Source organism: Chryseobacterium sp. SIMBA_038 (genome assembly GCF_046535115.1).
Lineage (GTDB): Bacteria > Bacteroidota > Bacteroidia > Flavobacteriales > Weeksellaceae > Chryseobacterium.
This window is the reverse complement of the sequence record NZ_JAWRXH010000003.1, coordinates 438,771-465,088: the sequence shown is the minus strand read 5'-3', so window position 1 is coordinate 465,088 and position 26,318 is coordinate 438,771. Positions and strand designations below refer to the sequence as shown.

23 protein-coding genes are annotated in these 26,318 nt (G+C 34.2%); 12 read left to right on the top strand and 11 right to left on the bottom strand.

The window, feature by feature from the left end:
- Positions 1-229 precede the first annotated feature (229 nt).
- The 4 genes from SB689_RS13085 to SB689_RS13070 all read left to right on the top strand — a co-directional run bounded on the left by SB689_RS13085 (position 230) and on the right by SB689_RS13070 (position 5,626).
- Positions 230-1,828, top strand: coding sequence for a tetratricopeptide repeat protein (locus tag SB689_RS13085; RefSeq protein ID WP_410692571.1), 1,599 nt, complete (start codon positions 230-232; stop codon positions 1,826-1,828).
- 262 nt (positions 1,829-2,090) lie between these two features.
- The gene (locus SB689_RS13080) at positions 2,091-3,743 is read left to right on the top strand and encodes a tail fiber domain-containing protein (RefSeq protein WP_410692570.1); all 1,653 of its coding nucleotides are present in this window, start codon (positions 2,091-2,093) and stop codon (positions 3,741-3,743) included.
- Between the two features lie 430 nt (positions 3,744-4,173).
- Positions 4,174-4,875: a hypothetical protein gene (locus tag SB689_RS13075; protein WP_410692569.1), complete on the top strand. Its 702-nt coding sequence runs from the start codon at positions 4,174-4,176 to the stop codon at positions 4,873-4,875.
- Positions 4,876-4,906: 31 nt separating this feature from the next.
- The gene (locus SB689_RS13070; RefSeq protein WP_410692568.1) at positions 4,907-5,626 is read left to right on the top strand and encodes a hypothetical protein; all 720 of its coding nucleotides are present in this window, start codon (positions 4,907-4,909) and stop codon (positions 5,624-5,626) included.
- Between the two features lie 236 nt (positions 5,627-5,862).
- Here SB689_RS13070 and SB689_RS13065 read toward each other — a convergent pair whose 3' ends face one another.
- Entirely contained in the window at positions 5,863-6,777 is a 915-nt protein-coding gene (locus tag SB689_RS13065) for a helix-turn-helix domain-containing protein (protein ID WP_410692567.1), read from the bottom strand.
- Positions 6,778-6,911: 134 nt separating this feature from the next.
- The gene (locus tag SB689_RS13060; protein ID WP_410692566.1) at positions 6,912-7,718 is read right to left on the bottom strand and encodes an SDR family oxidoreductase; all 807 of its coding nucleotides are present in this window, start codon (positions 7,716-7,718) and stop codon (positions 6,912-6,914) included.
- Positions 7,719-7,982: 264 nt separating this feature from the next.
- On the opposite strand from SB689_RS13060, the gene SB689_RS13055 reads away from it, so the two are divergent.
- From SB689_RS13055 to SB689_RS13045, 3 genes are read left to right on the top strand one after another with little or no spacing between them, the layout of a single operon-like run.
- On the top strand, positions 7,983-8,504 hold the full coding sequence (locus SB689_RS13055) for a hypothetical protein (protein WP_410692565.1): 522 nt from the start codon (positions 7,983-7,985) through the stop codon (positions 8,502-8,504).
- Positions 8,505-8,521: 17 nt separating this feature from the next.
- Positions 8,522-8,899: a hypothetical protein gene (locus tag SB689_RS13050; RefSeq protein ID WP_410692564.1), complete on the top strand. Its 378-nt coding sequence runs from the start codon at positions 8,522-8,524 to the stop codon at positions 8,897-8,899.
- A 56-nt stretch (positions 8,900-8,955) separates the two neighbouring features.
- The gene (locus SB689_RS13045; RefSeq protein ID WP_410692563.1) at positions 8,956-9,969 is read left to right on the top strand and encodes a TQO small subunit DoxD; all 1,014 of its coding nucleotides are present in this window, start codon (positions 8,956-8,958) and stop codon (positions 9,967-9,969) included.
- Between the two features lie 226 nt (positions 9,970-10,195).
- Here the strand turns inward: SB689_RS13045 and SB689_RS13040 are convergent, their stop codons facing one another.
- The 5 genes from SB689_RS13040 to SB689_RS13020 all read right to left on the bottom strand — a co-directional run bounded on the left by SB689_RS13040 (position 10,196) and on the right by SB689_RS13020 (position 16,724).
- Complete coding sequence (locus tag SB689_RS13040) at positions 10,196-11,770, bottom strand: DHA2 family efflux MFS transporter permease subunit (protein ID WP_410692562.1); 1,575 nt, start codon at positions 11,768-11,770, stop codon at positions 10,196-10,198.
- A gap of 481 nt (positions 11,771-12,251) precedes the next feature.
- Complete coding sequence (locus SB689_RS13035) at positions 12,252-13,355, bottom strand: HlyD family secretion protein (protein WP_410692561.1); 1,104 nt, start codon at positions 13,353-13,355, stop codon at positions 12,252-12,254.
- A 14-nt stretch (positions 13,356-13,369) separates the two neighbouring features.
- On the bottom strand, positions 13,370-14,689 hold the full coding sequence (locus SB689_RS13030) for a TolC family protein (RefSeq protein WP_410692560.1): 1,320 nt from the start codon (positions 14,687-14,689) through the stop codon (positions 13,370-13,372).
- A complete protein-coding gene (locus SB689_RS13025) occupies positions 14,673-15,299 on the bottom strand; it encodes a TetR/AcrR family transcriptional regulator (RefSeq protein ID WP_410692559.1) in 627 nt (208 codons plus the stop codon). Before SB689_RS13025 ends, SB689_RS13030 begins: the two co-directional genes overlap by 17 nt.
- 306 nt (positions 15,300-15,605) lie before the next feature.
- A complete protein-coding gene (locus SB689_RS13020) occupies positions 15,606-16,724 on the bottom strand; it encodes an ATP-binding protein (RefSeq protein ID WP_410692558.1) in 1,119 nt (372 codons plus the stop codon).
- Between the two features lie 245 nt (positions 16,725-16,969).
- On the opposite strand from SB689_RS13020, the gene mdlD reads away from it, so the two are divergent.
- The 4 genes from mdlD to SB689_RS13000 all read left to right on the top strand — a co-directional run bounded on the left by mdlD (position 16,970) and on the right by SB689_RS13000 (position 21,417).
- Positions 16,970-18,289: an NAD(P)-dependent benzaldehyde dehydrogenase MdlD gene (mdlD, locus tag SB689_RS13015; protein WP_410692557.1), complete on the top strand. Its 1,320-nt coding sequence runs from the start codon at positions 16,970-16,972 to the stop codon at positions 18,287-18,289.
- A gap of 197 nt (positions 18,290-18,486) precedes the next feature.
- Positions 18,487-19,767, top strand: a complete 1,281-nt coding sequence (locus SB689_RS13010) for a hypothetical protein (protein ID WP_410692556.1) — start codon at positions 18,487-18,489, stop codon at positions 19,765-19,767.
- A gap of 3 nt (positions 19,768-19,770) precedes the next feature.
- On the top strand, positions 19,771-20,361 hold the full coding sequence (lptC, locus tag SB689_RS13005; RefSeq protein WP_410692555.1) for an LPS export ABC transporter periplasmic protein LptC: 591 nt from the start codon (positions 19,771-19,773) through the stop codon (positions 20,359-20,361).
- A 9-nt stretch (positions 20,362-20,370) separates the two neighbouring features.
- Entirely contained in the window at positions 20,371-21,417 is a 1,047-nt protein-coding gene (locus SB689_RS13000; protein ID WP_410692554.1) for an anhydro-N-acetylmuramic acid kinase, read from the top strand.
- A 3-nt stretch (positions 21,418-21,420) separates the two neighbouring features.
- On the opposite strand, the gene SB689_RS12995 is transcribed toward SB689_RS13000, so the two are convergent.
- Positions 21,421-22,194, bottom strand: coding sequence for an alpha/beta hydrolase (locus SB689_RS12995; protein ID WP_410692553.1), 774 nt, complete (start codon positions 22,192-22,194; stop codon positions 21,421-21,423).
- A gap of 90 nt (positions 22,195-22,284) precedes the next feature.
- On the bottom strand, positions 22,285-22,674 hold the full coding sequence (locus SB689_RS12990) for an SRPBCC family protein (RefSeq protein ID WP_410692552.1): 390 nt from the start codon (positions 22,672-22,674) through the stop codon (positions 22,285-22,287).
- 37 nt (positions 22,675-22,711) lie between these two features.
- Between SB689_RS12990 and SB689_RS12985 the strand changes: the two genes are divergently transcribed.
- On the top strand, positions 22,712-23,323 hold the full coding sequence (locus tag SB689_RS12985; RefSeq protein WP_410692551.1) for an NUDIX hydrolase: 612 nt from the start codon (positions 22,712-22,714) through the stop codon (positions 23,321-23,323).
- Here SB689_RS12985 and SB689_RS12980 read toward each other — a convergent pair.
- Both SB689_RS12980 and gldJ read right to left on the bottom strand, forming a co-directional pair.
- Entirely contained in the window at positions 23,316-24,587 is a 1,272-nt protein-coding gene (locus SB689_RS12980; protein ID WP_410692550.1) for a UDP-N-acetylmuramoyl-tripeptide--D-alanyl-D-alanine ligase, read from the bottom strand. The two genes, SB689_RS12985 and SB689_RS12980, sit on opposite strands and share 8 nt — an antisense overlap.
- Before the next feature lie 63 nt (positions 24,588-24,650).
- Positions 24,651-26,252 (bottom strand): gliding motility lipoprotein GldJ, encoded by a 1,602-nt coding sequence (gene gldJ, locus SB689_RS12975; protein ID WP_410692549.1) that lies wholly within the window; start codon positions 26,250-26,252, stop codon positions 24,651-24,653.
- Positions 26,253-26,318: the final 66 nt, after the last annotated feature.

Here is a 26,318-nt window from a genome sequence, read left to right as displayed (position 1 = left end):
TTGTTTAAAATTTATATCAATTAAAACCAAAATAATTTGAGCCTAAAATTTAATAAAAAGAATCTCAATTGTATAAAATAATCGCCACAATATCAATCATGCAAAATCATATTCTACAAACATTCATATTTAATAAAAAATTCAAACATAAGAGATAATTTTTGATTTATCTTTGCCAATATTAATAGATTTAAGTAAAAAAATATAAAATTTCAATCTAAAATAAGCTATGGCTAAAAATCTACTCTTCCTTATCTTTCTGTATTCTACCACAATATGGGCACAAAAAACTGATGATACTTTTGAACAGTTGTATATGAAAACGATATCCGAAACAGCTGCAAAAGATATGTCTCGTGCATTGAAAATTGCGGATTCCATGACTAAAGCCGCAACAACTCCCGAACATACAGGCAGAGGATTAATGTTGAGTGCCAGTCTTTATTTTCAACAAATGAAGTATGAAAAAAGCTTGCCTTTCGCTGAAAAAGCAAAAGATATATTCAATACTACAGAAAATTACGAACTACAGGCAAAAATTCATGGACTTTTAGCTACAGAATACAGATCTATGGCGCTTAATCATAAATCTAAAAAATATGCTGATGAGGGGTTAAAAATTGCTGATAACATACAGGATATACAAAAGAAAATGCAGGTAAAAGCCCTTTTCTGTCAGGAACTTGCTTATTACGACATTAACCAAAAAAAATACACAAGTGCAGAAAATAACCTGAAAGCTTCTTTGAATTATCTGTCAAAAGTTCCCGGGGATAAAATAACTCTCGGCAAATCTTATCAGCTTTTAGCCGAAGTTTATTGTATGTATCTTAATAATTACCCACTTGCAGAAGAATATTATTGGAAAGCTATAAAAATTCTACCTGAGTCCAACCCCTCTACTGCACTTTCCTATGATGGACTTGGCAAAGTAAAATATTTCCAAAAAAAATATGATGAATCTGAAAAATATTTTTTAAAAGCTTTAGAATTTGCAGAACACTCTGATCATCCGGAGTTGAAAAGAAGAGTCTACAGCAGTATGGCAGAGTTGTACGAAAAAACAAATCAATATCAAAAAGCTGTTGTTTACAGAAAAAAATACGTTGAAGTTTTTAATAAAATACAAGACAAATACAAAAATACAGTTGATAAAGATTATAATAAAATTGATACCGAAAATCAACAATATGCAAGCTGGAACAGTATAAAAAATATTGTTATCGGCATTGCTTCTCTGTTAATTTTGAGTCTTATCATCATCTTTCTCATCAATAAAAAGAAGCACAAAGCTGAATATTTAAAATTCAAAAATATTATTGATCATTACAAAGAGAAAGAAGAATATGTTCTGGAATCCAAAATTATAACCTCAGAAATTGAGGAAAAAGAAACGGAAGAAGAAAATATTTCAGAAGAAATTGATACCGAAAATAAACAGACTGATATTGCCATCAACAAAGAAACTGAGGCAAAAATTCTGGAACAGCTTGATCATTTTGAAAAAGATGAGATGTTCAATAACAGTTATATTTCGCTTTCTTTTTTAGCAACGGAATTCAGTACAAACAGCAAGTACATTTCTTATGTTGTTAAAAAGCACAAAAATGTAGATTTCAAAAGCTACATTAATAAGTTGAGAATCAATTATATTATTCACAAGCTGAATACCTCCCCAAAATACAGAAAATATAAGGTAAGTGCTTTGGCTGAAGAGTGTGGTTTTTCATCTCACAGTAAATTTGCCACCATTTTTAAATCGATTACCGGAATTTCACCGTCTACTTTTATTTCTTTTATCGAGCAGGAAGAAGCAAATAAGAAATAATTTTTATCAAATTAAATAACTCTTAGATAAAGTCTGCATCATTTTTTGGTGCAGACTTTTTTATGTCTTTTAAGTAGTAAAAAAATAATCACTAAACAAAGAGTTATAATTTATTTTAATTAAATTTAAAATACTAAAAATCAACACCTTAAAATCTTAAAACTTATCCTTTTCGGAAAACAGAAAGGTAATTTCTTTTTAAAGCTAATATCTCAGAATAACTTTGCGGAGTAACTCAAACATGATAAAAACTTTAAAAAACATGAAAAAAAAATCATTACTTCCCCTTTGTTTACTTTCTGTGTTTTGGGCTCAGGCTCAAATAGGTATTAACACTGCAAATCCTACCTCAACATTCGACATTACTGCAAAAAATGCAACCGGTACAACCAATAATGTAGATGGTCTTTTAATCCCGAGAGTTGACAGGCAAAGAGCCCAAAGCATGGCCTCTGTACCAACTTCTACCTTGATTTACATAAATGACCCTGCAACAGGAACATTGGCCGGAACTGCCATTAATATTGATGCCACAGGATATTACTATTTTAATGGCACAGTCTGGGCAAAACTAAATCCATCTTCATCAACCACCAGTTTTGAAAATATTTATAATGCAAATGGTACACTTACAGGAAACAGAATTGTAACACAGGGAACAAACTTTCTACGTTTTACACCAACCATTACGCATGGTTTCTCTGTAAACGGAACCACCCTTTCAGTAGATGGAGAAAATAACAGAGTCGGCATCGGAACCACTACTCCACAGAAAAAATTACATGTAACAGGCACTTTACAGGTTACCAATGAGATAAATGTAGGAGGCACCGGAACAACAACTGGAAGCGCAGGTACAAATGGACAAATCCTTACTTCCGGAGGAGCTGCAACAGCACCAAGTTGGGAAAACCCTGTCAATCTTTATGTTGCAAACGGAGCACTTACCGGCAACCGTGTTGTAACCCAGGGAACAAATACATTACGTTTTAATCCTACCGTTGTTAATGGTTTTTCCGTCGACGGAGTAACATTTTCTGTTGACGGCGCTGCTAACAAAGTCGGCATCGGAACAAATGCTCCGGAAACCAAACTGCATGTAGTTTCTAATGTGGAAAGTTCAGGCAGATATAATCTTATAGATGCTACTGCAAGTACAGACCAATATTTTATTCTTGCTTTGAGAAACACCTCTCCCATGGCAGTTGGAAACTATTCTCTTTTAGGATTTACCAATAGTGGCCCTGCCAATGGAGGAGCCAACTGGGCGATAGGTTCTCTCCGCACAGGAGTCGGAGTACAAACCGGAGCTCAGGAAGATTTCTTTGTAGGAGCCTCTACAGGAGGTGGTTTGCTTGAACGTTTAAGAATAAAATCAAGCTCAGGAAATGTTGGTATCGGAGTTTCTAATCCTCTCTACAGATTAGATGTGGAAGGAGTTATTAATGCTTCCGGAAATGTAAGAGCAAATGGCGTTGTTTTGACCTCTGATGCCCGTCTGAAACAAGACATTCATGATACTTCTTATGGTTTAAATACCGTCATGGCACTTCGTCCGGTAGAATATCAGAAGAAAAATAGTATTCAGGATAAAAATTATAACAAGCATGAAATTGGTTTCCTTGCTCAGGATATTGCTAAAGTGCTACCATCTCTTGTTACAAGTGGTTCGGACGAATATAAAACACTCGCTGTTTCGTATACAGAACTTATCCCCGTTCTTGCAAAAGCGATACAGGAACAGCAAAAACAAATCACTCAGTTAAAAATTGAAAACGAAAAGCTTGCAGATGCTGTAAAACGCACACAAATCTCAGAAAAAGATTACACAGCCTTAATTCAACAAGTAAAAGACATGCAGAAAATATTGGGTATGAAGAAAACAGAATCAGGCATCAAAATAGCGTCTAAATAATATGAAAAAATAATTGATTCTAATACACAAATGCAATACAAGCATCCTATATTTTTCAAACTCTGTTCCCAAAATAAGTGTGAAAAATATTTAAATTCAAAAAGAACAAAAGTTCAAAGTCATGTTTAATTATGTGGTTATTACAACTGCCTAATTTTCGAATGCTCTTTTTTAAGGGCATTCTTTTTTTTCCTTTTTTGAATTAATATTTTTAAAAAAAACTACTATTTTAATGATTCAAATATAAAAACTATCACCATAAACAGAATTACACTTCATTTTAAATCGAATATACAACATACTAGAAATCAAATTTTTAAACTCTAAAAACTTTCTCTTTTCCGAAAACGAAAACAGTACTTCTTTCCAGGCAATAAGTCTCTGAATACATTTGCAAAGTAATGTCACACATAATTAAACAACCACGACAATGAAAAAAATTACTTTACTTTTTTCCTTTTTTATCTTTGGCGGAATCAACTCGCAAGTGGGAATAGGAAACACGAGTCCTAAGGTAAATCTTGATGCAAGAGCTGCCACGGGAAATTCAGCTATTGCTTTCGGAAATACAAATCAAACCGCACCCACGGCCGGAGGCGGAGCCATGAAATATGATACAGGACAATTGTTCTACAGCAACGGAACATCATGGATTCCTTTATTAGAAAAACAGGCAGGTGTTTTTATCCCAAGAGTAGTGGCTTCCAGGAAAAAAACCGATACCCAGACAATGGGGCCTACCAATACCAACGAAACGTATATCTGGAATTTTCAGAATGCCATAATAGACGATGGAAACTGGAATTCAACTGCAATTGGGTATACAGTTCCTACCACAGGGTTTTATCAAATATCATTATTCGGAAAAATCTCTGTAAATGCAACTAATAATTCTTCGAACTGGACGATAAATGTGTATAATGGTGTTACAGAGAGCAGATATATTGTATCTACTCAGGCTATACCAACAGCAGGTGGTTCTATGGCAACCGGAGGAACATTAACTTTATATCTTACCGCGGGACAGGTCGTAAAACTTGGATCAGCACATTGTGATGGATGTGGAGCTGCAAAAACCTACACCGTTAGCCCGGACGCATCATTTACGATCACCCAACTAAGCAACTCATAAAATAAACACGTTTAACATAAAATTGAAGACAATGAAAAACAAGTTTATTTTATTACTATCATTTATCTCCTGCATATCTTTTGCACAGGTAGGACAAGTAGGAATAAATACAGCCGCCCCAAAAGTACATTTGGATGCAAGAGGTGCGACAGGAAATTCAGCCATAGCTTTTGGAGATACCAATCAGACCGCTTCTACAGCAGAAGCCGGAGCAATGAAGTACGATAACAGCGTAAATAATAACGGAATCTATTACAGTGACGGCATAGTTTGGCAGCAACTCATCGCATCAGGTACAGCTTCTCTTCCTAAAGTTGTGGCCGCCGGAAAAAAAAATGCTGATGAAACATTCTCTACCAATACATCAGACACTCATGTATGGCTTTTTCAGAATATTATCCTTAATGACGGTAACTGGAATTCAGCTGCAAACAGTTACACTGTTCCCAAAGACGGTCTTTATCAGATGTCCCTTGGCGCGCCTTTAAGGCCTACTCAACTAAACAATACTTCGGAGTACACTATTTTCGTATATGATTCCACAGGTACTATAGAAACACGGTCTTTTGTTTTCAGATCAATTGATATGTCTGTTGGTGGTGGTGCTTTCCGTGGAGGAACGATGACATTAGATTTAAAGAAAGACCAAATCGTTAAATTCGGTTCTACTCATTGCGCGATAGGATGTCTTGGTAATACTGTAGGATTTACAATTGGTTCGAGCGCTTTATTTACTATCGTTCAACTTTAGAAAATCCCTCATTTATAGATTGTAATGGAATTCCCCTCACTTTTCATTATAATTAAAAATACAAATGTCTATATAAAATTATTAGGATTCGATGTTTTCAATGTTAGTCAATCCCAGAGTTAGGTTATTAGTAAGTCTGTTCTTTTTTGAACAGGCTTTTTTATTTAAATATTATCTACTTAATCAAAAATAGGATATCAGTTTTTAATATTCATTAAAATTACTGATCCATTATTCTATTTTTGAAGAGATTGTTTATATTCGTTGGGCGTAATTTCTGTTTTCTTTTTAAATAATTTACTGAAAGACTGCGGATGCTCAAAACCGAGCTGATAAGCTGTTTCAGAAACCGAAAATTGAGATTCCGAAAGATATTCTTTAGCCTTTTCGATCAATTTATCATGAATATGCTGTTGCGCATTCTGTCCTGTATGATGGCGAAGCATATCACTCAAATATCTTGGCGTAAGGTTGAGTTGTGACGCTACAAATTCAACTGTCGGAAGCCCTTTTATTCCTTTTTCTTTATCGAAAAAATCATTCAGAAGATCTTCCATTTTAGACAACAAATCATTATTGACAGATTTTCTGGTGATAAATTGTCTGTTATAAAAACGATTGCTGTAAGTCAGCAACAATTCTATCTGAGAAATAATAACATCCTGACTGAACTGGTCTATCCTTTCATTCAATTCATTCTGAATATTTTCAAAAACATCAGAAATCGTTTTCTTTTCCTTTTCAGAAAGGTACAAAGCTTCCGCAGCAGAATAGGAAAAAAAAGTATAGTCTTTTATTTTCTTCAATAGAGAATAAGGTCTGATGAAATCGGGATGAATATGTAAAGACATTCCACTGTAATCGGCTTCTTCATTATCCATTCTGAGGATCTGACCGGGTGACACGAAAGACATTCCGCCATTTTCGAAATCATAATATCCTTGTCCGTACCGGATTTTTCCGTTGAATTTTGTTTTAAATGAAATTTTATAGAAATCCGATTTCGTTCCATTTTTAAAACTTTTAGGATCAAAACGTGTTTCTCCGTAATCAATAATACTGATCAAAGGATGCAACGGCGCCGAGATGCCCATTGCTTCATGCAAAACCGACAAAGATCGAAAATGAACTGGTGATTGGCTGGTTTTCATACTACAAATATAAGTTGAGATTGTGACAACTGTTTGTCTGGAGGGAAAAATTTTGGATGGATGTTGGAAGCGCGAAGCTAGAAGTATAAAGGCCACAAATTAACTTCAAGCTTCCGTCTTCTGACTTCTGACCTTTAAAACTTAAAATCCGATTTTATTTTCTGTACCTGAGCTTCGGCTCCGATTTCTGCTCTTTCGTTATATAAAGCATTGGCGTCTTTTCCTGCAACATATCTTAACTGATCTTTTCCGTCTGTAGCTGCTTCATAAACAACATTGGCAATATCTTCCGGTGTGGAATAATTTGCAACCTGTTCCGGACTGTATCCTTCCTGAACTTTACTCATTAATTTTTGATAAGCGTCATGTTGAGCTCCATCCAGAGAACGTCCGGCAAAATCGGTTTGTATTCCTCCGGGAGCTACTATTTTTACTTTAATTCCAAATTGGGCTAATTCGTAACCCATACATTCTGAAAATCCGTCAACCGCAAATTTTGTTGCGCTGTAAATGGAGCATGTTGGAAAACCAATCAATCCAAAACTTGAAGTAATATTGATCAAAACACCCTCTTTTCTTTCTCTGAAATAAGGTGTAAAAGCTTTTGTAATTCTGATAACTCCCATCAAATTGGTTTCAATCTGCAATTTGATCTGATCATCCGTAAAAGCTTCCAAAGGTCCTACCAAACCGTATCCGGCGTTATTTAAAGCTACATCCACCTTATAGTTTTCAAGAACATAATCAATCGTTTCTTTAAGTTCTTGTGGATTGGCAACATCAAGCTTTAAAACCGTTACGTTTTCCAGTTGGGTAAGCTCTGTTTCGGCTTCGGGATTTCTCATGGTTGCAATCACATTCCAGCCTTTACTTTGAAATAATTTCGCAGTTGCTTTTCCTAAACCTGATGAGGTTCCTGTGATAAAAATTGTTTTTTGCATTATAGTAAATTTTATACTGCAAAGTTGCTCAGAAGTCAGGATTTAAAAGTAGCCAAATTGAGTTTGGTTGTAGCTGTTTTGACGAAAATGGATTTTTTTGAAAACTATACTAAAAATAAGTATTTTAGCGATTAAAGTCACCAATGATAATTTGGCTTTCATATTTAAATAAAATTTAAAATGCTTCGATTATTTTTTCTACTCTTCATAATCATTTCAATAAACACTTTATCAGCTCAAACTATTCAGGAGTATGATAAAATTTTGAAAATCGAAAACCTGAAATTCAATACCAATGAGATTAGGGTTTATAAAAAATATGCTATTTCGACAGGTTTAGAACTATTCAGATTTTATCAAGACGACAAAGAAAACTGGAAAGCTGAACTTTATAAAACTTTTGTCATTTCAGGAAATAAAGAGGACAAGATTATTGTAGATAAAACAATATTAAATTCATTAAAAAATCCAAAATTAATTTGGGCTCAAATTTTAGATACTGATGTTGTTTGTCTTTCTAAATGGGAAACTTTTAAATATAAATTAAAAAAGCATATGCATGACTATGAAGTAATTGATGGAGAAGTTACATCTTCAACACAAACTACTCGTATTATGGATGGTATTTCATATACTGTAAAAATTAAAACTGGAGAAAATGAAAATGAATTTTCCTATTCAAATCCTGAAGATTATCTAAAAACATATCCTAACGTCGATGAATTAATTTCATTTAAAGAACTATTAGATCTATTAAAAAAAGACTTTAAAATATTCTCTAAATAAACCGTAGTTTTGTAAAGATGCCAATCACCAGAACCTATACTAATTTTTATAAAACAATTGTAGTCATTCTACTTTTGGCTTTCTCGTTGTCGCCATGTTCTGTAAAAAGAGATATTTTAGGTGTTTTTGACATTCAGCATCTCAGTACTTTAAACAAAGTAAAAACAACAGTTAGCCCAACGGTAAATTGTGATTTTGCTCATCATAATTTTTCTTCAAAAACTTCAGTTTCAAAGGCAGATTTTAAGTTTAATGAAGTTTTTACTTTTAAATTAAACTCAGTTTTACATTTTTCTGAGAATATTATTTTTCAAAACAAATATTCCGGAACGACTAGCGGAAACAGTCCGCCAAAATATATTTTATTTAAACAATTGAGGTTGAATTTGGTTTAGATTAAGTTCTAAGATCATTTTTTTAACAATCAATTATTTAGTAAAATATCAATTCAATGAAAAATAATACCAATCAGCCTACTGATATGGCTGGTTTATATACGTTGTCGATCCGTATGGTTATCGGGTGGACTTACTTCTCAGCTTTTTGGCGCAGACTCGTTCTTGAAAACAAACTCGATCCAGATGAAGCAGGATATATCGGAGAAAAATTTAATCATTTTTTACCCAATGCTTTAGGCATCAAACCTATTATCGAATATTTGGTGACCCATCCTGAAGCTCTGCACACTTCGATGGTTACTTTTACCATTGTTGAAGCGGTTGTCGGATTGTTTATTATTTTAGGGTTATTCACCAGATTAATGAGCATCGGGATTTTTGGTCTTGCGATGGGAATTTTATTAGGTTCAGGCTGGATAGGAACAACCTGTTTGGATGAATGGCAAATAGGAGTTCTGGGAATTGCAGGTGGATTTACCTTATTTTTAACAGGAAGCGGTTCTTATTCACTGGATCAATATTTCTTGAAAAAAGACTTTAATTTCACTCAGAAAATAGGGTTCAAATGGTTAGGTTCAGGGACATTTCCTATTTTGAATCCTAAGCTTTTTGTATTGATCGGATCACTCCTTATTTTTGGACTTACGCTTTATACCAATCAACATTTTCATGGTGGAGTTTGGGGAACTTTGCATAATAAATCGGTAAAACCAAAGATTGAAATTTCTAATATTTCGCTTAAAAATTCAGATTTAAAGTTTGAGGTTTACAGAACGGAAGGTGTGGATGTTTATGGCTCTTTCCTCATCGGAATTCATATTTTAAATGAAAAAGGAGATATTTTAAAAACATTAGATCAAACCGAACTTTCAAAGTTTTCAAAAGAAAATATTAACAATCATTATGTAGCAAAAGTGAAAAATGGTAAATATAGTTTGATTATTCCGCTTGGAGCAAAAGCTGATTTAACCATTAAAATTGATGAGATTTTTGCTCAAAAAGATGAGATTCATACGTTGAAATTAATTGATATTAGTGGAATTGAATGGACGGCGAGAATTAAATGATAGTTTTTTTGAACCATTAAGGTTTTGTTAAGATGTTAAAAATATTAAGTTTAGATCCTTCGACTTCGCTCAGGATGACATTGCTAATACTAACTGCATTATTCTAACCGTAAATTTTTAGCGATGTCATGCTGAGCGGAGTCGAAGCATTTCCATTAAATAAAACCTTTTCCCACAAAAAATCCTCCGAAAAATTTCGGAGGATTTGTATTTATTTCAATAAAATTTAGTGTACACCACTTAAATCTATTTTTTCTTTGCTTTTTCGCTCTTTTACTAATAAGATAAACGGAATACAAACCAGGAAAGCAATTCCTAAATAAAGGAAAACATCCATGTAAGACAACACTGTTGCCTGTTTTGTGACCGTAAGATCCAGCATTTTGTAGGCTGCATTCATTGCTGCATCGGGAGTCATTCCTTTTGCTATGAAACTTGCTTTTAAACCTGCCAATCTTTGCTGGACATCAAAATCATTGGAATCTAAATGGGAAACCAAGTTAACTCTGTATTTCTGGCTGGCATTCGCAATAAATGTTGTGATAGCCGCGATCCCGAAAGATCCACCTAACTGTCTCATCATCCCTGTAAATGCTGCTCCTTGTCCAATTTCCTGACCTTTCAAAGTACTTAATGATAAAGAGGTAATTGGAATAAACAATAATCCTAATCCTGCTCCTCTTACCATCAACATCCAGAAGAATGCATCTTTACCGGTATCCGGAGTTAGAATTTTATATCCCCAGAAGCTATAAACGAAAAACGTAAATAATCCTAACGATACTAAAATCTGCTGTTTTACTCCTTTCGAAAGCAACTTACCAATAATTGGCATCATGAAAGCGGTTGTTAATGCCGCCGGAATCATTAACGCTCCTGATTCTAAAGCCGTCCACCCCAAGATACTCTGAGTATATAAAGGAACAATAAATGTTGAACCATACAACCCAAATCCTAATACAAAGGACATCACCGTTCCGATTCTTAAATTACTGTTTTTCAAAACCCTAAGTTCTACAATCGGATATTTAAACGTAAGTTCTCGCCAGAGGAATAATATAAATCCTAAGACTGCTGATACGGTAAATAATACAATCCATCCACTCGCAAACCAGTCTTCTTCATGACCTCTTTCTAAGATATATTGTAATGAACCTACGGTAATCGCCAATAAAGCAATTCCTAACCAGTCTACATCTGAAGCTTTACGTTTTTCAGCATATTTCGGACTTTTTATAAACTGTAATGTCATTAAAGTCGCTGCAATCCCGATTGGAATATTAATATAGAAAATATACGGCCAACTAAAATTATCAACAATATAACCTCCTAATGGCGGACCTAACGTCGGGCCAATAATTACTCCCAAACCATAAATAGCCTGAGCCATACTTCTTTTTTCAATCGGATAAGATTCTGTGATAATGGTCTGTGATGTTACCAATAAGGCTCCACCTCCAATTCCCTGACATAATCTAAAGAATACCAACTCCCAAATATTATCTGCATTACCACATAAAAATGAGAACACAGTAAATATGATAATAGAAGCGGCAAAGTAATTTCTTCGTCCGAACTGTTGAGAAAGCCAACTCGTCATCGGCACCACAATTACGTTACCAATGGCATACGCCGTAATTACCCAACCCACTTCAGAAAGTGTAGATCCCAGGTTACCTTTCATCTCGTTCAGGGCAACGTTCACAATCGTGGAATCCACAATTTCAAGCAAAGCACAAAGAATAGCCGTGATCGTAATGATCACTCTTCGGGCTCCATATTCTACTAATGAATCTTCCATAGTTTTTTATAGGTATTAAAAAATTAAGAGATTATGAGATCTAGAAATTTTAGAAATAAGAACAAGCATTTTTACGAACTAACTTTGTTCTTTATTAAGCTCAGCAAATTATTAAATATTTAAATAATTCAAATCAAGCATCAATTTCTAAATCCCTTAATTCCTTATTATTTTTAATTATTTTTTAAAAGTGAATTGTCAGTTATTAATCAACTCCATGGTCAATTTTACGACTTCATTTTCCAACTTCATGATTGATTTTCATCTACAAAACCGATATCAACTTCGTTTGTCAGTTTTCAACTTCATATACTTCTCCATTGAACTCCATCTGCAACATCATCTTCATGACCTCATTTCCTTCTTCATCACTGAATCCTTCCACAAGATCGGCATCAAACTTCATCATCAACTTTACTGCTTCATTTTCTTTTCACAATTGACTTGCTTCAGCAAAATTGACAATCCACTTATTTAAATATTATTTCAAAGAAACTTCGGCTTTCACGTTCATTCCTGTTCTTAGTCTTTTAGCAACGTTTGGATCCAGTTTTACAAAGTCAATTTTCACAGGAAGTCTTTGTACAACTTTTACGAAGTTACCACTCGCGTTATCCGGAGGAAGAATAGAGAATGTAGAACCTGTAGCCGGAGAGAATGAACTTACGACTCCATCAAATTCTGTGTCTGGGAAAGCATCGATTTCGATTTTTACTTTCTGACCTTCTACCATTTTGTCAACCTGAGTTTCTTTAAAGTTAGCAACAACCCATTTTTGATCATTTTTAACTAAGCTGAATAACTGAGATCCTGCCTGTAAATACTGTCCTGCCTGAATTGGAACTTTTCCAACAAATCCGTCTTCCGGAGCAAGGATGATTGTGTAAGAAAGATTCAATCTTGCATTTTCTACGTCAACTTCTCTTTGTTTAGCTACTGAACCTGCAACACTGATTTGTTGAGAACTTGCAGCCGTTTGAGAAGAAGCGATGCCTGTTTGTTGAGCAATTTGATTTCTCTGATCAACCAAAACCTGTAATTGTCTGTCTGCAGATTGTTTTGCAGCTAAAGCCTGCTCATATTGTTGTTCTGTAATTGAGTGGTCTTTTACCAAAACAGAATATCTTTTCAAATCCTGATTTGTTTTCCAAACGTTTACTTTTGCAGCTTCGATTTGAGCATTTGCCGTTGTAACAGCCGCTTGTGAGCTTCCTATATTTTTAGACGTTGCTGTAGTACTTGCCTGAGCATTTGAAATATTGCTTTTTGCAGTCGTTAAAGCTGCTTCAGCCTGTACCAAAGCCATTTTTTGATCTCTGTTATCAAGGATAACCAAAGTATCTCCTTTTTTAACGAACTGATTATCTTTTACTTTCACCTGCGTTACATATCCTGAAACTTTAGAAATCACAGGACTCATGTTAGAAGCAATCTGAGCATCGTCAGTTTCTTCATGAAGCTGTCCGTAAGAATATGTTCTGTATCCGTAGATCCCTCCCACTACTACGACAACCGCTAAAATGATTGGGAAAACTAAACTTTTTTTCTTTTTAGGTTCAGTTACTGGTGTATTATTATTTTCCATTTTTGGTCTTAATCTTATTTAATTGTTAAAGTTCCTGTAGTTTGTAATAGTTTTCTGTAAGCCAATGCTGCATCTGCTTTTGCATTAATAACTCCAACATTTGAAGAAATCTGTGCTGCATCTGCATCCAACAATTCGGTCATGGTAGCCAAACCGTTGTCATATTTATTTTTTGTAATTCTGTAGTTTTCATTAGCCTGTTCAGCAGCTTTTTCATACACTGCGATTCTCTTTTTAGAATAATCTGTGTTTTGATATTCTCTGTTTACGTCAAGCTTAATATTGTCATTCAATAATTCATCGTTGGCAGCTAATTGCTTTTCTCTTGCCTGAGACTGTCTTAATGAAGAATTTTCTTTCCAAAGATTTGATAGATTATAAGAGATCCCAACTCCAACATTTACTGCATTGTAAAGGGTAAGAAATTTTGGAATATCTGCAGCTACATAACCACCTGTGAATGCAATTGAAGGAAGATTTTCAGCTTTTGCCGATTTAGATCCCAACTCAGCCGCTTTTCTTTGTTGAGCCAAAGCCTGTAAATCTTTACGGTTTTCTCTGGCTTCGTTTACATAGAAGTCAACTGCTTTTACATCAGAACCTTCGTCGATATAATTTTGATCAACTTCAATTTCCGTATTATCAGCTAATCCTAATAAAAGATCCATGTTGATATTGGCAATATTGTAGTTGTTTTTTGCTTCCAATAATTGCAATTCGATATTTGAAGTCTGAAGATTTGCCTTTAAACGGTCGTTTCTAGCGATAACTCCATTATTTTCAAGTTTAAGAAAAGTCTCGTCTCTTTTTTGAGAAGCAGTAAGATTTTCTTCTAAAACTTTAATTGACTGATTCGCCTTAAATAAATTATTATAAGCCTGAGCAACATTGTAAGCGATTGCTATTTTATCATTTTCTGTGCTTAATTTTGATGCTTCCACCAAATATTTTGCAGACTGAATACCATATTTAATTCTTCCACCATTGTAGATCGGAACACTAAGATTCACAGATCCATAAGCAACCTGATGTACTGTCGGGCTTTCTGCACCAGCACCTGATCCGGTCGAAAGTTTCAGATCAATCGTTGGTTTAATGGGAAGATACATATAGCTTCCGGAAACTTTCAATTCAGGAAGTTGTTTGTTCTTTGCTTCCAAAAGATCTGCGGTAGCTTCTTCAATTTTAGCTGCATCAATCTTTAGGCTCTTGCTGTTTTGGATTCCCAACTGCACAGCTTCATCGAGGGTGAGTTGTTTTTTCTCCTGAGCATTTATGTTTGCAATTCCTATAAATAGAGAAAGTGCAAGAACTGAATTATTTATTCTCTTCATAACCTAAAAGGTCTTTTAGTATATATTTAATATGTTTATTGAGTTCCGTGTAATATTTTTCATCAAAAACCTCTTCATCTTCAGTATCATTTAAAAATTCTTTATACATTTCTTTTGCATTGGATGCATAGAATAATGTCCCACTTACTGTTGTATGAAGCAGATAAATAGGAGGATTTTTTGTGAAGACACCTTTCTCTAAACCACTTTCTAAAATCTTTGAATACATGGCAATAAAACCCATTTTCGTTTGTTTAAGAAACTCAACGATCTGAGGATTCTCTGCATGTAACTGCTCTCTCTGCATGATTCTGTAAAAACATTTTTGATGTCTTATTCTTCCTGCAAACTGATCTACTATTTTTTCTATTTTTTCCCATTCATTAATGTCGGTTCTTTCCAAAATATCCTTGGAAAAGAATTGCCCTTCACTCATTCTGTATTCAACTAATTTTTCGTACAGTTTTTCTTTAGAACCAAAATAGTAAGATATCATAGAAATATTTACATTCGCGGCTTTTGCGATCTCCCGGGTGGAAGTTCCCTCAAAACCCTTCTCAGCAAAGAGCTTCTCGGCAGCGAACAATATATTTTCTTCTTTTGAAATCATTATACTCTCATTTTTCAAGGTGCAAATTTACACAAGATTTTCAATAAATCAAACGATTGATTGATTATTTAATTAAAAATTTAATATTCCTTAATGTAACTCACTGAATAGTATTAGATTTCCGTTAATTAAATTTAAACTGATATGAATAAAACATTATTAATTCTATCTATTGAATTATCCATTTTAAATAGAGACTATCCCCAAAATGTTAATCTGAGAAAGAAAATTGTGCTAAAAATGAATGATAAATAATTCTCTTTTAATGAAAAAAATAAACTCCGACAATAATGCCGGAGTTTATTTTTATGTGCTTTTATGAATATATCTTGATAATTTTATTCCTAAATCTGTCCAGATTATTTTAGGATTTCCGTTTCGGGTTAAATGTAAATCGGCTGTTGAAATTTCTTCCAGAATACTTTCGATATTGGCTCCGCTGATGAATTTTGAAAATCCTGCCCAGTTAAAACCGTTGGCGTCAATTTTTTTGTAAACAAGAGCTTCCGACTGATAATTTTGAAGTAAGGCCAATCTGAAAATCTCAGAACAGTAATTCAAAAAATTCTTTTGTTTTTCTCTGTTCCAGCCTGCAATTTCTCTTGCCCAAAGAATAATACTTTTAAGAAATTCAGGTTTCTTTTTCACCATAAATGCATCACGAACCCATTGAACAAATAATTTTTCAAACTCATCGCTTTTATTTTCTGAGTTTAAAAGCTTGATGGCATCATTCAAATCTCCCTGAGCCTGGTGAACAATTTCTCTAACCTTTTCATCAGATACAGAAAAATTCTTTTTAAGATAATTTTCTATGTCGTTATCATTAATTCTTGGGATCTCCACAACCTGCGTTCTGGAAAGAATTGTCGGAAGAATATCATTAATATCTTCAGCTGTAAGGAGAATAATTGTCTTTGCAGGTGGTTCCTCCAAAAATTTCAGGAACTTGTTGGAAGCTGCAATATTCATTTTATCTGCTCTCCAGACAATCAAAATTTTAGTTCCGCCTTCAAAGCTTTTAAGAGAGAATTTTTGATTTTGATCATCAACTTCATCTGCAGAAATAAAGAGTTGCTTATTTTCAGACTCCAGAAAAGCCGTCCAATCATCATAGCTTGCATACGGTGAAGCCATGATCATCTCTCTGAATTCTTCAAACTTATTTTTGCTTAAAGAGTTTCTGTTATCCGTAAAAACCGGGAAGCTGAAATGCAGATCAAGGTGATTTAAATGTTCCACTTTTGATGCTGCGTGCTCGTTTTCACCTTTCAAAATTTCTTTTGCATATGCCAAAACAATGGGGAGCGTTCCGTAACCCTCTTTTCCTATGAAAAGCTGGGCGTGGCTCACTCTATTTTCAGCGATACTGTCTTTAAGAAGTTTTTTCAGATTTTCCTGTCCGGCGATGTTCTCCCAATTCATGTTCCAAAGATAAAAAATCTTCGCTCAATTTTTAAAAATTAAACTCGATTTAATATTCAGAAAAACTATTGGCATTAATTTTTCATTGAAAATCTACATTATATTATAGGCTACATCAATAATTCAATTAGAATAAAATTTAAATTAAATTGCACGCAATTTAATTTTTAACAATAAATTTGCTTAACAATTTTCAATCAAAAAATTGCATCGTTTTAAATTTGCAATCATCAAAATAAATAAAAATGAATACAGAACTGGAACAGAAAATAAGAGAAATATTTGAAAAGCAAAAAGCTTTCTTTAAAACCAATCAAACTAAAGATATTGAATTCAGAAAAACTCAACTGAGAAAATTCAGAGAAGTATTTTTAAGTCATACTGATGCTCTTTGTGAAGCTTTAGATATAGATTTAGGGAAAAGCCGTAAGGAAGCAGAATATGTAGAAATCCAGATCGTTGTCAGTGAGCTTGATTATCTTTTAGAAAATGTTGACGAATGGGCAAAACCCGTTCCAGCAGAATCAAAACCACACTCTTCGGGAGCAGAAGTGACGAGTAAAATAATTCATGAACCTTATGGTGTTAATTATATTATTGGCCCTTTCAACTACCCTGTTCAGTTGACTTTCAGTCCGCTAATCGGAGCTTTGATCGCGGGAAATACAGCTATCTTAAAGCCTTCTGAAAATACACCTCATGTAGCGAAAGTTCTTGAAGATATTGTAAAAGAATCATTCGACGAAGCTTATGTAGCCGTAGTTCAGGGAGCTATTGAAGAAAACACTTTATTATTAAGCCTTCCATTTGACTATATTTTCTTTACAGGAAGTCCAAATGTTGGAAAAATCGTCATGAAAGCTGCGGCTGAACAATTAATCCCGCTAACTCTTGAATTGGGAGGAAAATCGCCAACAATTGTCCATAAAGATGCAGATCTTGACAAAGCCGTTGCAAGAATTTCTTACGGAAAATGGATCAATTGCGGGCAAACTTGCGTTGCTCCAGACTATATTTACATTCATGAATCTGTGAAGGATGCTTTTATTGAAAAATTTAAAGCTTATTTAAAAACAACTTACCCAGATGGATCTTTGGGGAAAATCGGAAAAATTGTTAATCAGAATCAAATTAAAAACCTTGCAGGTTACCTTGATGTAGCTCCGGAAAAAGTAATTTATGGCGGAAATTATGATCTTGAAAGTCGCCATTTCGAAGCTACTTTAATGGATAACGTAACTTGGGATGATAAAGTGATGCAACAGGAAATTTTCGGACCGATACTTCCAATTATGACATATTCTGATATTGATGAAGCTTTAGAGGAAATAAATAATCGTCCGAAGCCATTAGCATTATATATTTTCAGCGAAAATCAGGAATTTGCAGATGATATTCTGAACCGTACAACGAGCGGCGATGCAGAAATCAACAGTACAATTGTGCATGTTGGTTCTCATTATTTGCCTTTTGGTGGTGTAGGAACTTCCGGAATGGGAAAATATCACGGGAAATACAGCTTTGAAAACTTTAGTCACACAAGATCTGTGCTTCAGGTGAAATAATTTTTATCTTAATTAAAACTATATAAAGGTTGCTCTCATACGATGAGCAGCCTTTTTGATTTAATAAAATTGGCATTTCAAATTACTGAAAATTAGATTTTTTGCTTAAAGAGAAGCCCTTAACAAACTTTAACCTCATGAAACTTTTACAATTCATTAATATTTAAGATATTTGCGCATTATTTTAAAAATAAAGAATGAAAAAAATCTTTGTACTATCATTCATATCAGTTGGATACTTCCTTAATGCGCAGAGTCTGAGTAACTCACCTTATGCAACTTACGGAATTGGAGATGTAAAATATGATAATACGATTGAAACTGCTTCTATGGGAGGGATCTCCACAGCTTATATAAGTGACTTTACGAGTAGTTTCAACTTCGCAAACCCTGCAAATAATGCTAATTTCGAGCTTACAAGTATTAAACTGGAAGCTACCAACGAAAATAATTATTTCAAAACTGATTATAATAATACGAAGTCTACAAAACATTCTACGTATTTATCTAATATTTCATTGGCCTTTCCTTTATCTCCAAAGGTAAAGATGGGACTTTCTTATCAGCCGTACAGCTCTAAAAGCTATGACATCCTAAATTCTACAACTAGAGATAGTGACGGGGTCGTAATAGCTAACAGATTTAGAGGATCAGGTACATTGAACGCTGCACAGATTGCATTATCTTATAAAGTAGCAGATCAGTTCTCAGTGGGAGCTAGAGCTAATTATTACTTCGGTAATCTTTATGATACGAACGAGATTGCTTATTCTAATGCAGAGTTGATCAACGGTTATGAAACTAAAAACAGTATTAAAAACTTCAACTTTACATTAGGAGCAAGTTATCAAAAACTGGATACTCGTAACGACCGTAAGCTGACAATTGGTGCTACTACTACTTTTGGTAACACAAGTAATATGATGACTGACTATAAAAACAGTACATATTATTACACTACCGGAGATGTAAAAACCGGAGAGAGTATTATTGAAGAAAAAAGTACAAGCTCTAAAAACCTTTTACCTATACAGGCGTCTGTCGGTGTCGGATACGGTGAGGAAAACAAGTGGTTCCTTTCCGGTCAGGTAGACTATAAAAAAGGAGAATCAATTACCTATTTCGGAAAAAGTTTAGATCTAGAGGATTCTTACAGAATTTCTGCCGGAGGTTGGTATTTACCTAACTACAACAACTTTAGAAATTATTTTTCAAGAGTTGTCTACAGATATGGTGCTTTCTATGAAAAAGGAGCTCTAAAAATTGCAGGAACAAATATCAATAAATTTGGTATTTCTGCCGGAGTACTTCTTCCATTCAAAACAAGCAGCATAACAAGAATGAGCGGTCTTGAACTTGGTTTAGAAGTTGGAAAAAGAGGAACACTTGACAATAACCTGATTAATCAGAATTATGTTAACTTAAAAGTTGGTTTCAATTTTGCTGATAAGTGGTTCAGAAAGCGTTTACTTGAATAAAAAATGAAGTTTATAAAAAACATATCATATAAAAATATAGCATACCTTTTTAGTTGTGCTATATTTTTTGTTTTGACATCTTGTGAAGAGGATCTTACCAAATCCAAAGGCCTTCAAAGCAAAAACTTTCCTTCAACGATTATTTATGATGCTAAAATTGTTCAAAGAGATTCCGGTTTTATAAGCATGAAAGCGCTCGCTCCTATCATCGAAAAATATGAATTGATAGACAGTCCATATACTGTTGCTAGAAAAGGAATTAATATAGAATTTTTCGACAAGAAGAAACCTAAAGTTCCCGGAAGAATCACCGCGAAATATGCCCGAATTTTTGAATATAAAAAGTTCTATGAAGCAAAAGGCGATGTAAGAATCACTACAAATGAAGGCCAAAGGTTTGCTATGCAAAGTATTTTTTGGGATCAGAAAAAACAAAGAATATTTACGCGTGATACCGTCTTTGTAACAATGGAAGACGGATCTACTCTTATCGGAGCCAATGGAATGACGGCAAAAGATGACTTTTCTGAATATACTTTCTATAAAAATTCAGGAAACTTTAGTACTAAAAAGTTAGCTGAATCTAAAAAATAAATATCTGCTATGATCTTGCATGCAATAGGATTAATGTCTGGAACCAGCCTGGATGGCTTGGATATCTGCTATGCAACATTCGAGAAAGAGGAAACCTGGAGTTTTCAGATTATAAAGGCAGAAACAATTCCTTATCCCAAAATTTGGGAAGATAAACTCCGCAATTCGATTCATCTTTCTGCAGAAGAATTATTAGAACTTCATTCGGAATACGGTTTTTATTTAGGAAAACTTACTCAAGATTTCATTCAAAAATTTGAATTGAAAAATATTGACCTGATCTCATCCCATGGTCACACGGTTTTTCATCAACCTCAAAAGAAATTCACTTTACAAATTGGAGATGGAAGAGCTATTAAGATCGAAACTGACTTACCTGTAATTTATGATTTCAGATCTCAAGACGTTTTGATGGGTGGAAATGGGGCGCCTTTAGTTCCGATTGGTGATGAATTATTATTTTCTCAATACAATGCCTGTCTTAATTTAGGCGGTTTTTCTAATATTTCATTAAAAATCAATAACGAAAGAATAGCTTTTGACATTGCTCCCGTTAATATTGTTCTGAATAAATTAGTTCAAAAATTTAATAAAAGCTTCGATGAAAACGGAGATTTAGCGAAAACAGGAAAAATTGATGCCGAATTATTATTAAAACTTAATTCATTAGATTTCTACCAACAGTTCCATCCAAAATCATTGGGAATTGAGTGGTGTAACGAAAATATTTTCTCTTTATTTGAGAATATTGAAACGATTGATGTTTTAGCAACATTCACAGAACATGTGGCTCAGCAAATTTCTAAAGTTATTAATGAAAATAACTTAAAAAATATTCTTTTTACAGGCGGTGGAACTTATAATATTTATTTAATTAAAAAAATACGAGAAAAAACCACAGCCGAAATCATCATTCCTGAAAAAGAAATCATAGATTATAAAGAAGCACTGATCTTCGCTTTTATGGGTGTTTTGAGGCTTAATAATGAGATTAATGTGCTTGCTTCTGCAACGGGAAGTTCACAGGATCACAGCTCCGGAATTATCATTAATTAATTGCTATTTTTTACCTTGAGCCGCTGAGATAATCAGATCTGATACTTCTTTTGGATGAGTAATGTAAACACAATGACTGGCACCAGCTACTTCTATAGTTACACTTTTTGCTCTTTTGGCGTACATTCTTTCCAAATATGGGTTGATTATTCTATCTGATTTAGCTACAACATACCAACTTGGTTTTGTTTTCCATGCAGGATTTTTAATAATAGCTTTAAATGCAACATCCGCTGTAGGAGTCTGTGAAATCGCCATAAAACTTGCCATATCTTTTGTCACCCCACCCGCAAAATCTTCCGGAAATTTTTTCGGATCTATATAGTCAAATCCATCCTCGCCTTTTATCATAGATTTATAAGCTGGTGGATAAAGTTTTCCATTATTTCCTTCAGATTCTCCTTCATCCGGGGCATGAGCAGCTACGTAAACCAATCCGGCAACTTTTGGATTGTTTCCCGCAGTTGTTATGATAGCACCACCGTAACTATGGCCTACTAAAATACATTGACCGTCTAGCTGATCAATGATTCGATTGACACTCTCAACATCACTTTCATAAGATGTCAACGCCTGCTGTGTAACGGTAACATTATACCCTTTTTTGACCAGAATATCATAGACATTTTTCCATCCGGAACCGTCCACAAATGCACCATGCACAAGTACAATATTTTTTACTGACTGAGAATTTTGTGCGTAAGAGTAATTTGATAAAGAAATTACTACAATCAGCAATAATATATTGATCTTTTTTAAAATTGATCTAGATTTCATATGTGCTTATTTAATTTACTAACTAAGTTACTAAAAAAATGAAATCAAAATCAATCATAAAAAAAGTCCTGAGAACTTCAGGACTTTCTATTATTTATAAGCTTCGATCTTATCCGTTAAGGTATTGATGAAGTTTTGTAGAGGTTTTTCTACCATCATTTTGATAAATGGATTGAATTTTCCTTCAAAAAGCATCTGTACTTCAGTCTGATTTTCGCTGATCGGGTTTAAAGTTGCGGTTAAAGCAAAATCTAAACTTGAACTTGCAGACTTTAAAACTGCTTTCTGCTCTGTAACTTCATCTATTTTTAAAGCGATTTCCGGCATTCCCTGTAACCCGAATTTAAAGCCATCTTCTCTGGTTTCAAACTTTTGAAGACCGTCCGGCATAAAATCTTTATAATTTTCAGGGGTTTTTAGTATTTCGGATAATTCTTTAGATGATTTATTGACAATAATCTTTCGTCCTTCTAAATTCATTTTTTATTTTTGTATTTAAATTCTTAATTAATTACAAATGTATAAAGTTTTTGTGAACGAAAAAAAATTATTGCTGTCTAAGCAATCCGAAGAGCTCGAAAAAAAGATCAGCTACGAAAGTTTCACAACTTTGGAGATCGCTTTGGATCTTTTGGAGAATACATCTGTAAAAGAAATAAATGTATTCGGTGAAAATATTGATGAGATCTGGGCTGAGTTTCAAAATCTTTTTAGAATAATTGAGGCTGCGGGTGGATTAGTAAATAACGAAAAAGGCGATATGCTTTTCATCAAAAGACTCGGAAAATGGGATCTTCCGAAAGGTAAAATGGAAAAAGGAGAATCCAGAGAAGAGTCTGCAGTTAGAGAAATTGAGGAAGAAACAGGGCTGAGTAATGTTGAATTGGTAGATTTCATCAACACAACTTACCATATTTACATTGAAAGAAATGGTGATAAAGTCCTGAAATGCACGCATTGGTTTGACATGAACTTCTTTGGAGAAGACACTTCAAAACCTCAGATCGAAGAAGGTATTACCGAAGTAGCCTGGAAAAACACCACTCAAATAGAAAATGAGGTTTTCCCAAGCACTTTTAAAAATATTGAACTGATTGTAAAAGAATTCTGGAGTTCGAAGACTAAATAAAGTCGATCGCTTTTTCCAGAGAAATTCCTCTTGAAGCTTTTAATAGAATATTTTCTGATTGAATGTTATTCAGTTTTAAATATTCTATTAATTCTGCTGTATTAAGAAAAGCTGATGCTGAAGAATTAATATTTTTAAAATGTCCACCAACAGTTATTATTTCATTAAAACCAAGATCCTGAGCTAATTTCAGGATGTTTTGATGTTCCTTTTCACTCTCCTCTCCTAGTTCCAACATATCACCAATAATGATTGTTTTTGAACCTTCAAAAGTGATAAAATTATGCAAAGAAGCCGTCATAGAGCTTGGATTGGCGTTGTAGGTATCAAGAACCAATGTTCTATCCTCTTTTTTAACGATTTGAGAACGCATATTCGTTGGCGTATAATTTTGAATGGCTTGTTTAATTTTTTCAAAATCAATTCCAAAATGTAAGCCTAAACTCGCAGCAGCACAAAGATTAGTAAAATTGTATTCTCCTGTAAGCTTTGACAGCGCTTTATTGTTCTGGTAAAATAATCCTACAAAATGTTCTTCGGAAATAGATTCAAAATTATAATCTGAACTTTCTTTTCCAAAAGTAATTTTTGGCTGATAAGTCTCTGTTTTTTCTGACTGAATTGGATCATTTTCATTGACTAAAATAGTCTGATGCTGCTTTTTCAGATAATCATACAGTTCAGATTTACCTTTTATAACTCCTTCAAAGCCGCCAAAACCTTCCAGATGCGCCTTTCCAAAATTGGTAATATATCCAAAATTAGGTTGGCAAATGGTACAAAGTAATTCGATTTCTTTTTGATGATTGGCTCCCATTTCGATAACAGCCATTTCATGTTCAGGCTTGATAGAAAGTATCGTCAATGGAACACCAATGTGATTGTTGAGATTGCCATAAGTATACTGCACGTTGTATTTCTCAGAAAGAACAGCGTGAATAATTTCTTTCGTTGTGGTTTTCCCGTTGCTTCCCGTAAGTCCAATAATAGGAATCTGTAATTGATTTCTATGATGAATCGCCAGTTCTTGCAAAAACTCCAACGTAGAAGGAACATAGAAAATATTTTTGTCTTTATTTTCAAAATCTTGTTGCTCCACAATTACAGCTAAAGCACCTTCATTTATTGCTTTTTCAGCAAAGGTGGCAGCATTGAAATTTTCCCCGGAAAAGGCAAAGAAAATGTCATCTTTTCCTATTTTTCTGCTGTCTATGGTAACTCTGTTAGATTGTAAAAATAAAGAGTAAAACTGTTCTATATTCATAGTTCAAAAATAAAAAAACCTTCCAATAGTTTGGAAGGTTTTTGAAATTATTTTTGATAAATATTATCTTCTAGTTCTAGCTTTGTCATTAGCTCTAGCATCCTGTGCAACACGGAATCCGATCCATCCGTAAGCTTTACCTTGGCTCTTGTATCTTCTTTGACCCGGATCCAACCAATAAGCTGTATCTTGCCAAGAACCACCTTTTACTACTCTAACATCGTTGTTCATAGCAGAAGTTCTGTCCTTAGTATCTTTTTGCAATACAACTTTTCCGTTAGCATTTACAATAAACCTTGTTTTAGGAGAATTGTACATGTCGAAACCAGCAGCAGAATCACTTGCAGTTCTATAATCTAAAGATGATTGTCTGTCACCATCTCTATAGTCTCTGTAATCAGCAACAGTTTCTCTTTCAAACTGACCCGGTAAGTTTTTGTAAACCAATCTACCATCAGCTAAAGTATCATACTTAATGTTGCTTTCGTCAACCATTTTATAAGTTCCGTCTCCGTTCTTCACAACAGCTTGAGGCATGTTTCCTCTGTAGTAGTTGAAATCACTGAAGTTTTCGTCGATAATTGGTCTGTAAACATCGGCAGTCCATTCTGAAACGTTACCGTACATACCATAGATACCTAGGTCGTTAGAAGGATATGCTCTTACGTCTGCAGTTCTTGCAGCGCCGTCATTTTTCCATCCTGCGATACCTGAATAATCACCAGTACCCATTTTGAAATTTTCAAGGTACATACCTCTATCTTTTCCTTTAGTACCTCTTAGCAATTCAATTTCAGGTTTTTTACCTTTATATTGATTGTATTCTCTATTTTTAGCCATCCCAAGAGCTGCATATTCCCATTCAACTTCTGTTGGAAGTCTGAATTTCGTAACCATAGCAGCGTTTGGAGCTCTGTTTGCAGCAAGCAATCTTTGGTTGGTACTTTTTATACCAATTTTTTGCTGCATTCTTTTTTCGTTAATATATCCTTGGATTTCCGGATCATTCGACTTGAATTTATCCATGTTAAATGCAGTTCCTCCTTGGTTATTAGATTCATTGATGTATAAATCTTTAGCAATTACTCCTGCTTGCATTAAAGCTTTTTCGTTGGCTCTATCTGACAACCACTCGCAGTATCTGTTAGCCTGCGTCCAAGATACACCCACTACCGGATAGTAATCGAATTCAGGAGAACGGAAATACGTTTCGTTGAAATCGTTTCTGGATAGTTTGTTATCCCACAATAAGGTATCCGGTAAAGCACCGTTATAGATTTCCTTAAAGCTTGGATCACTTGGAGGGAATACATACTTCAACCATGTAAGGTATTCGCGGTATTCATAGTTAGTAATTTCTGTTTCTCCGATAAAGAATGAACTTACCTGCATTCTGCGAGGCGAGTTATTCCAATCGTGCATAACATCATCTTTCACTAATCCCATTGTAAAAGTTCCACCTTCTACATATACCATTCCTGGCCAACCTTTTTGCTTCTGTTGCTTTCCTGCAAAAAACCAACCCTGTTTTTCGTTTGGCTTCCAACCTGTCTTGCTGACAAATTTTTTAGTACCACCGCCTTTACTGGTACCTGACCCACCACAACTGGTTAATGCAAGTGTAGAACTCAATGCTATTAATGAAAACAACTTTAGTTTTTTCATAGTCGATTATAAATATTTTCAAAGTACAAAGAAAAAATAAATTATTCAATAAATCAAGTAAAGATT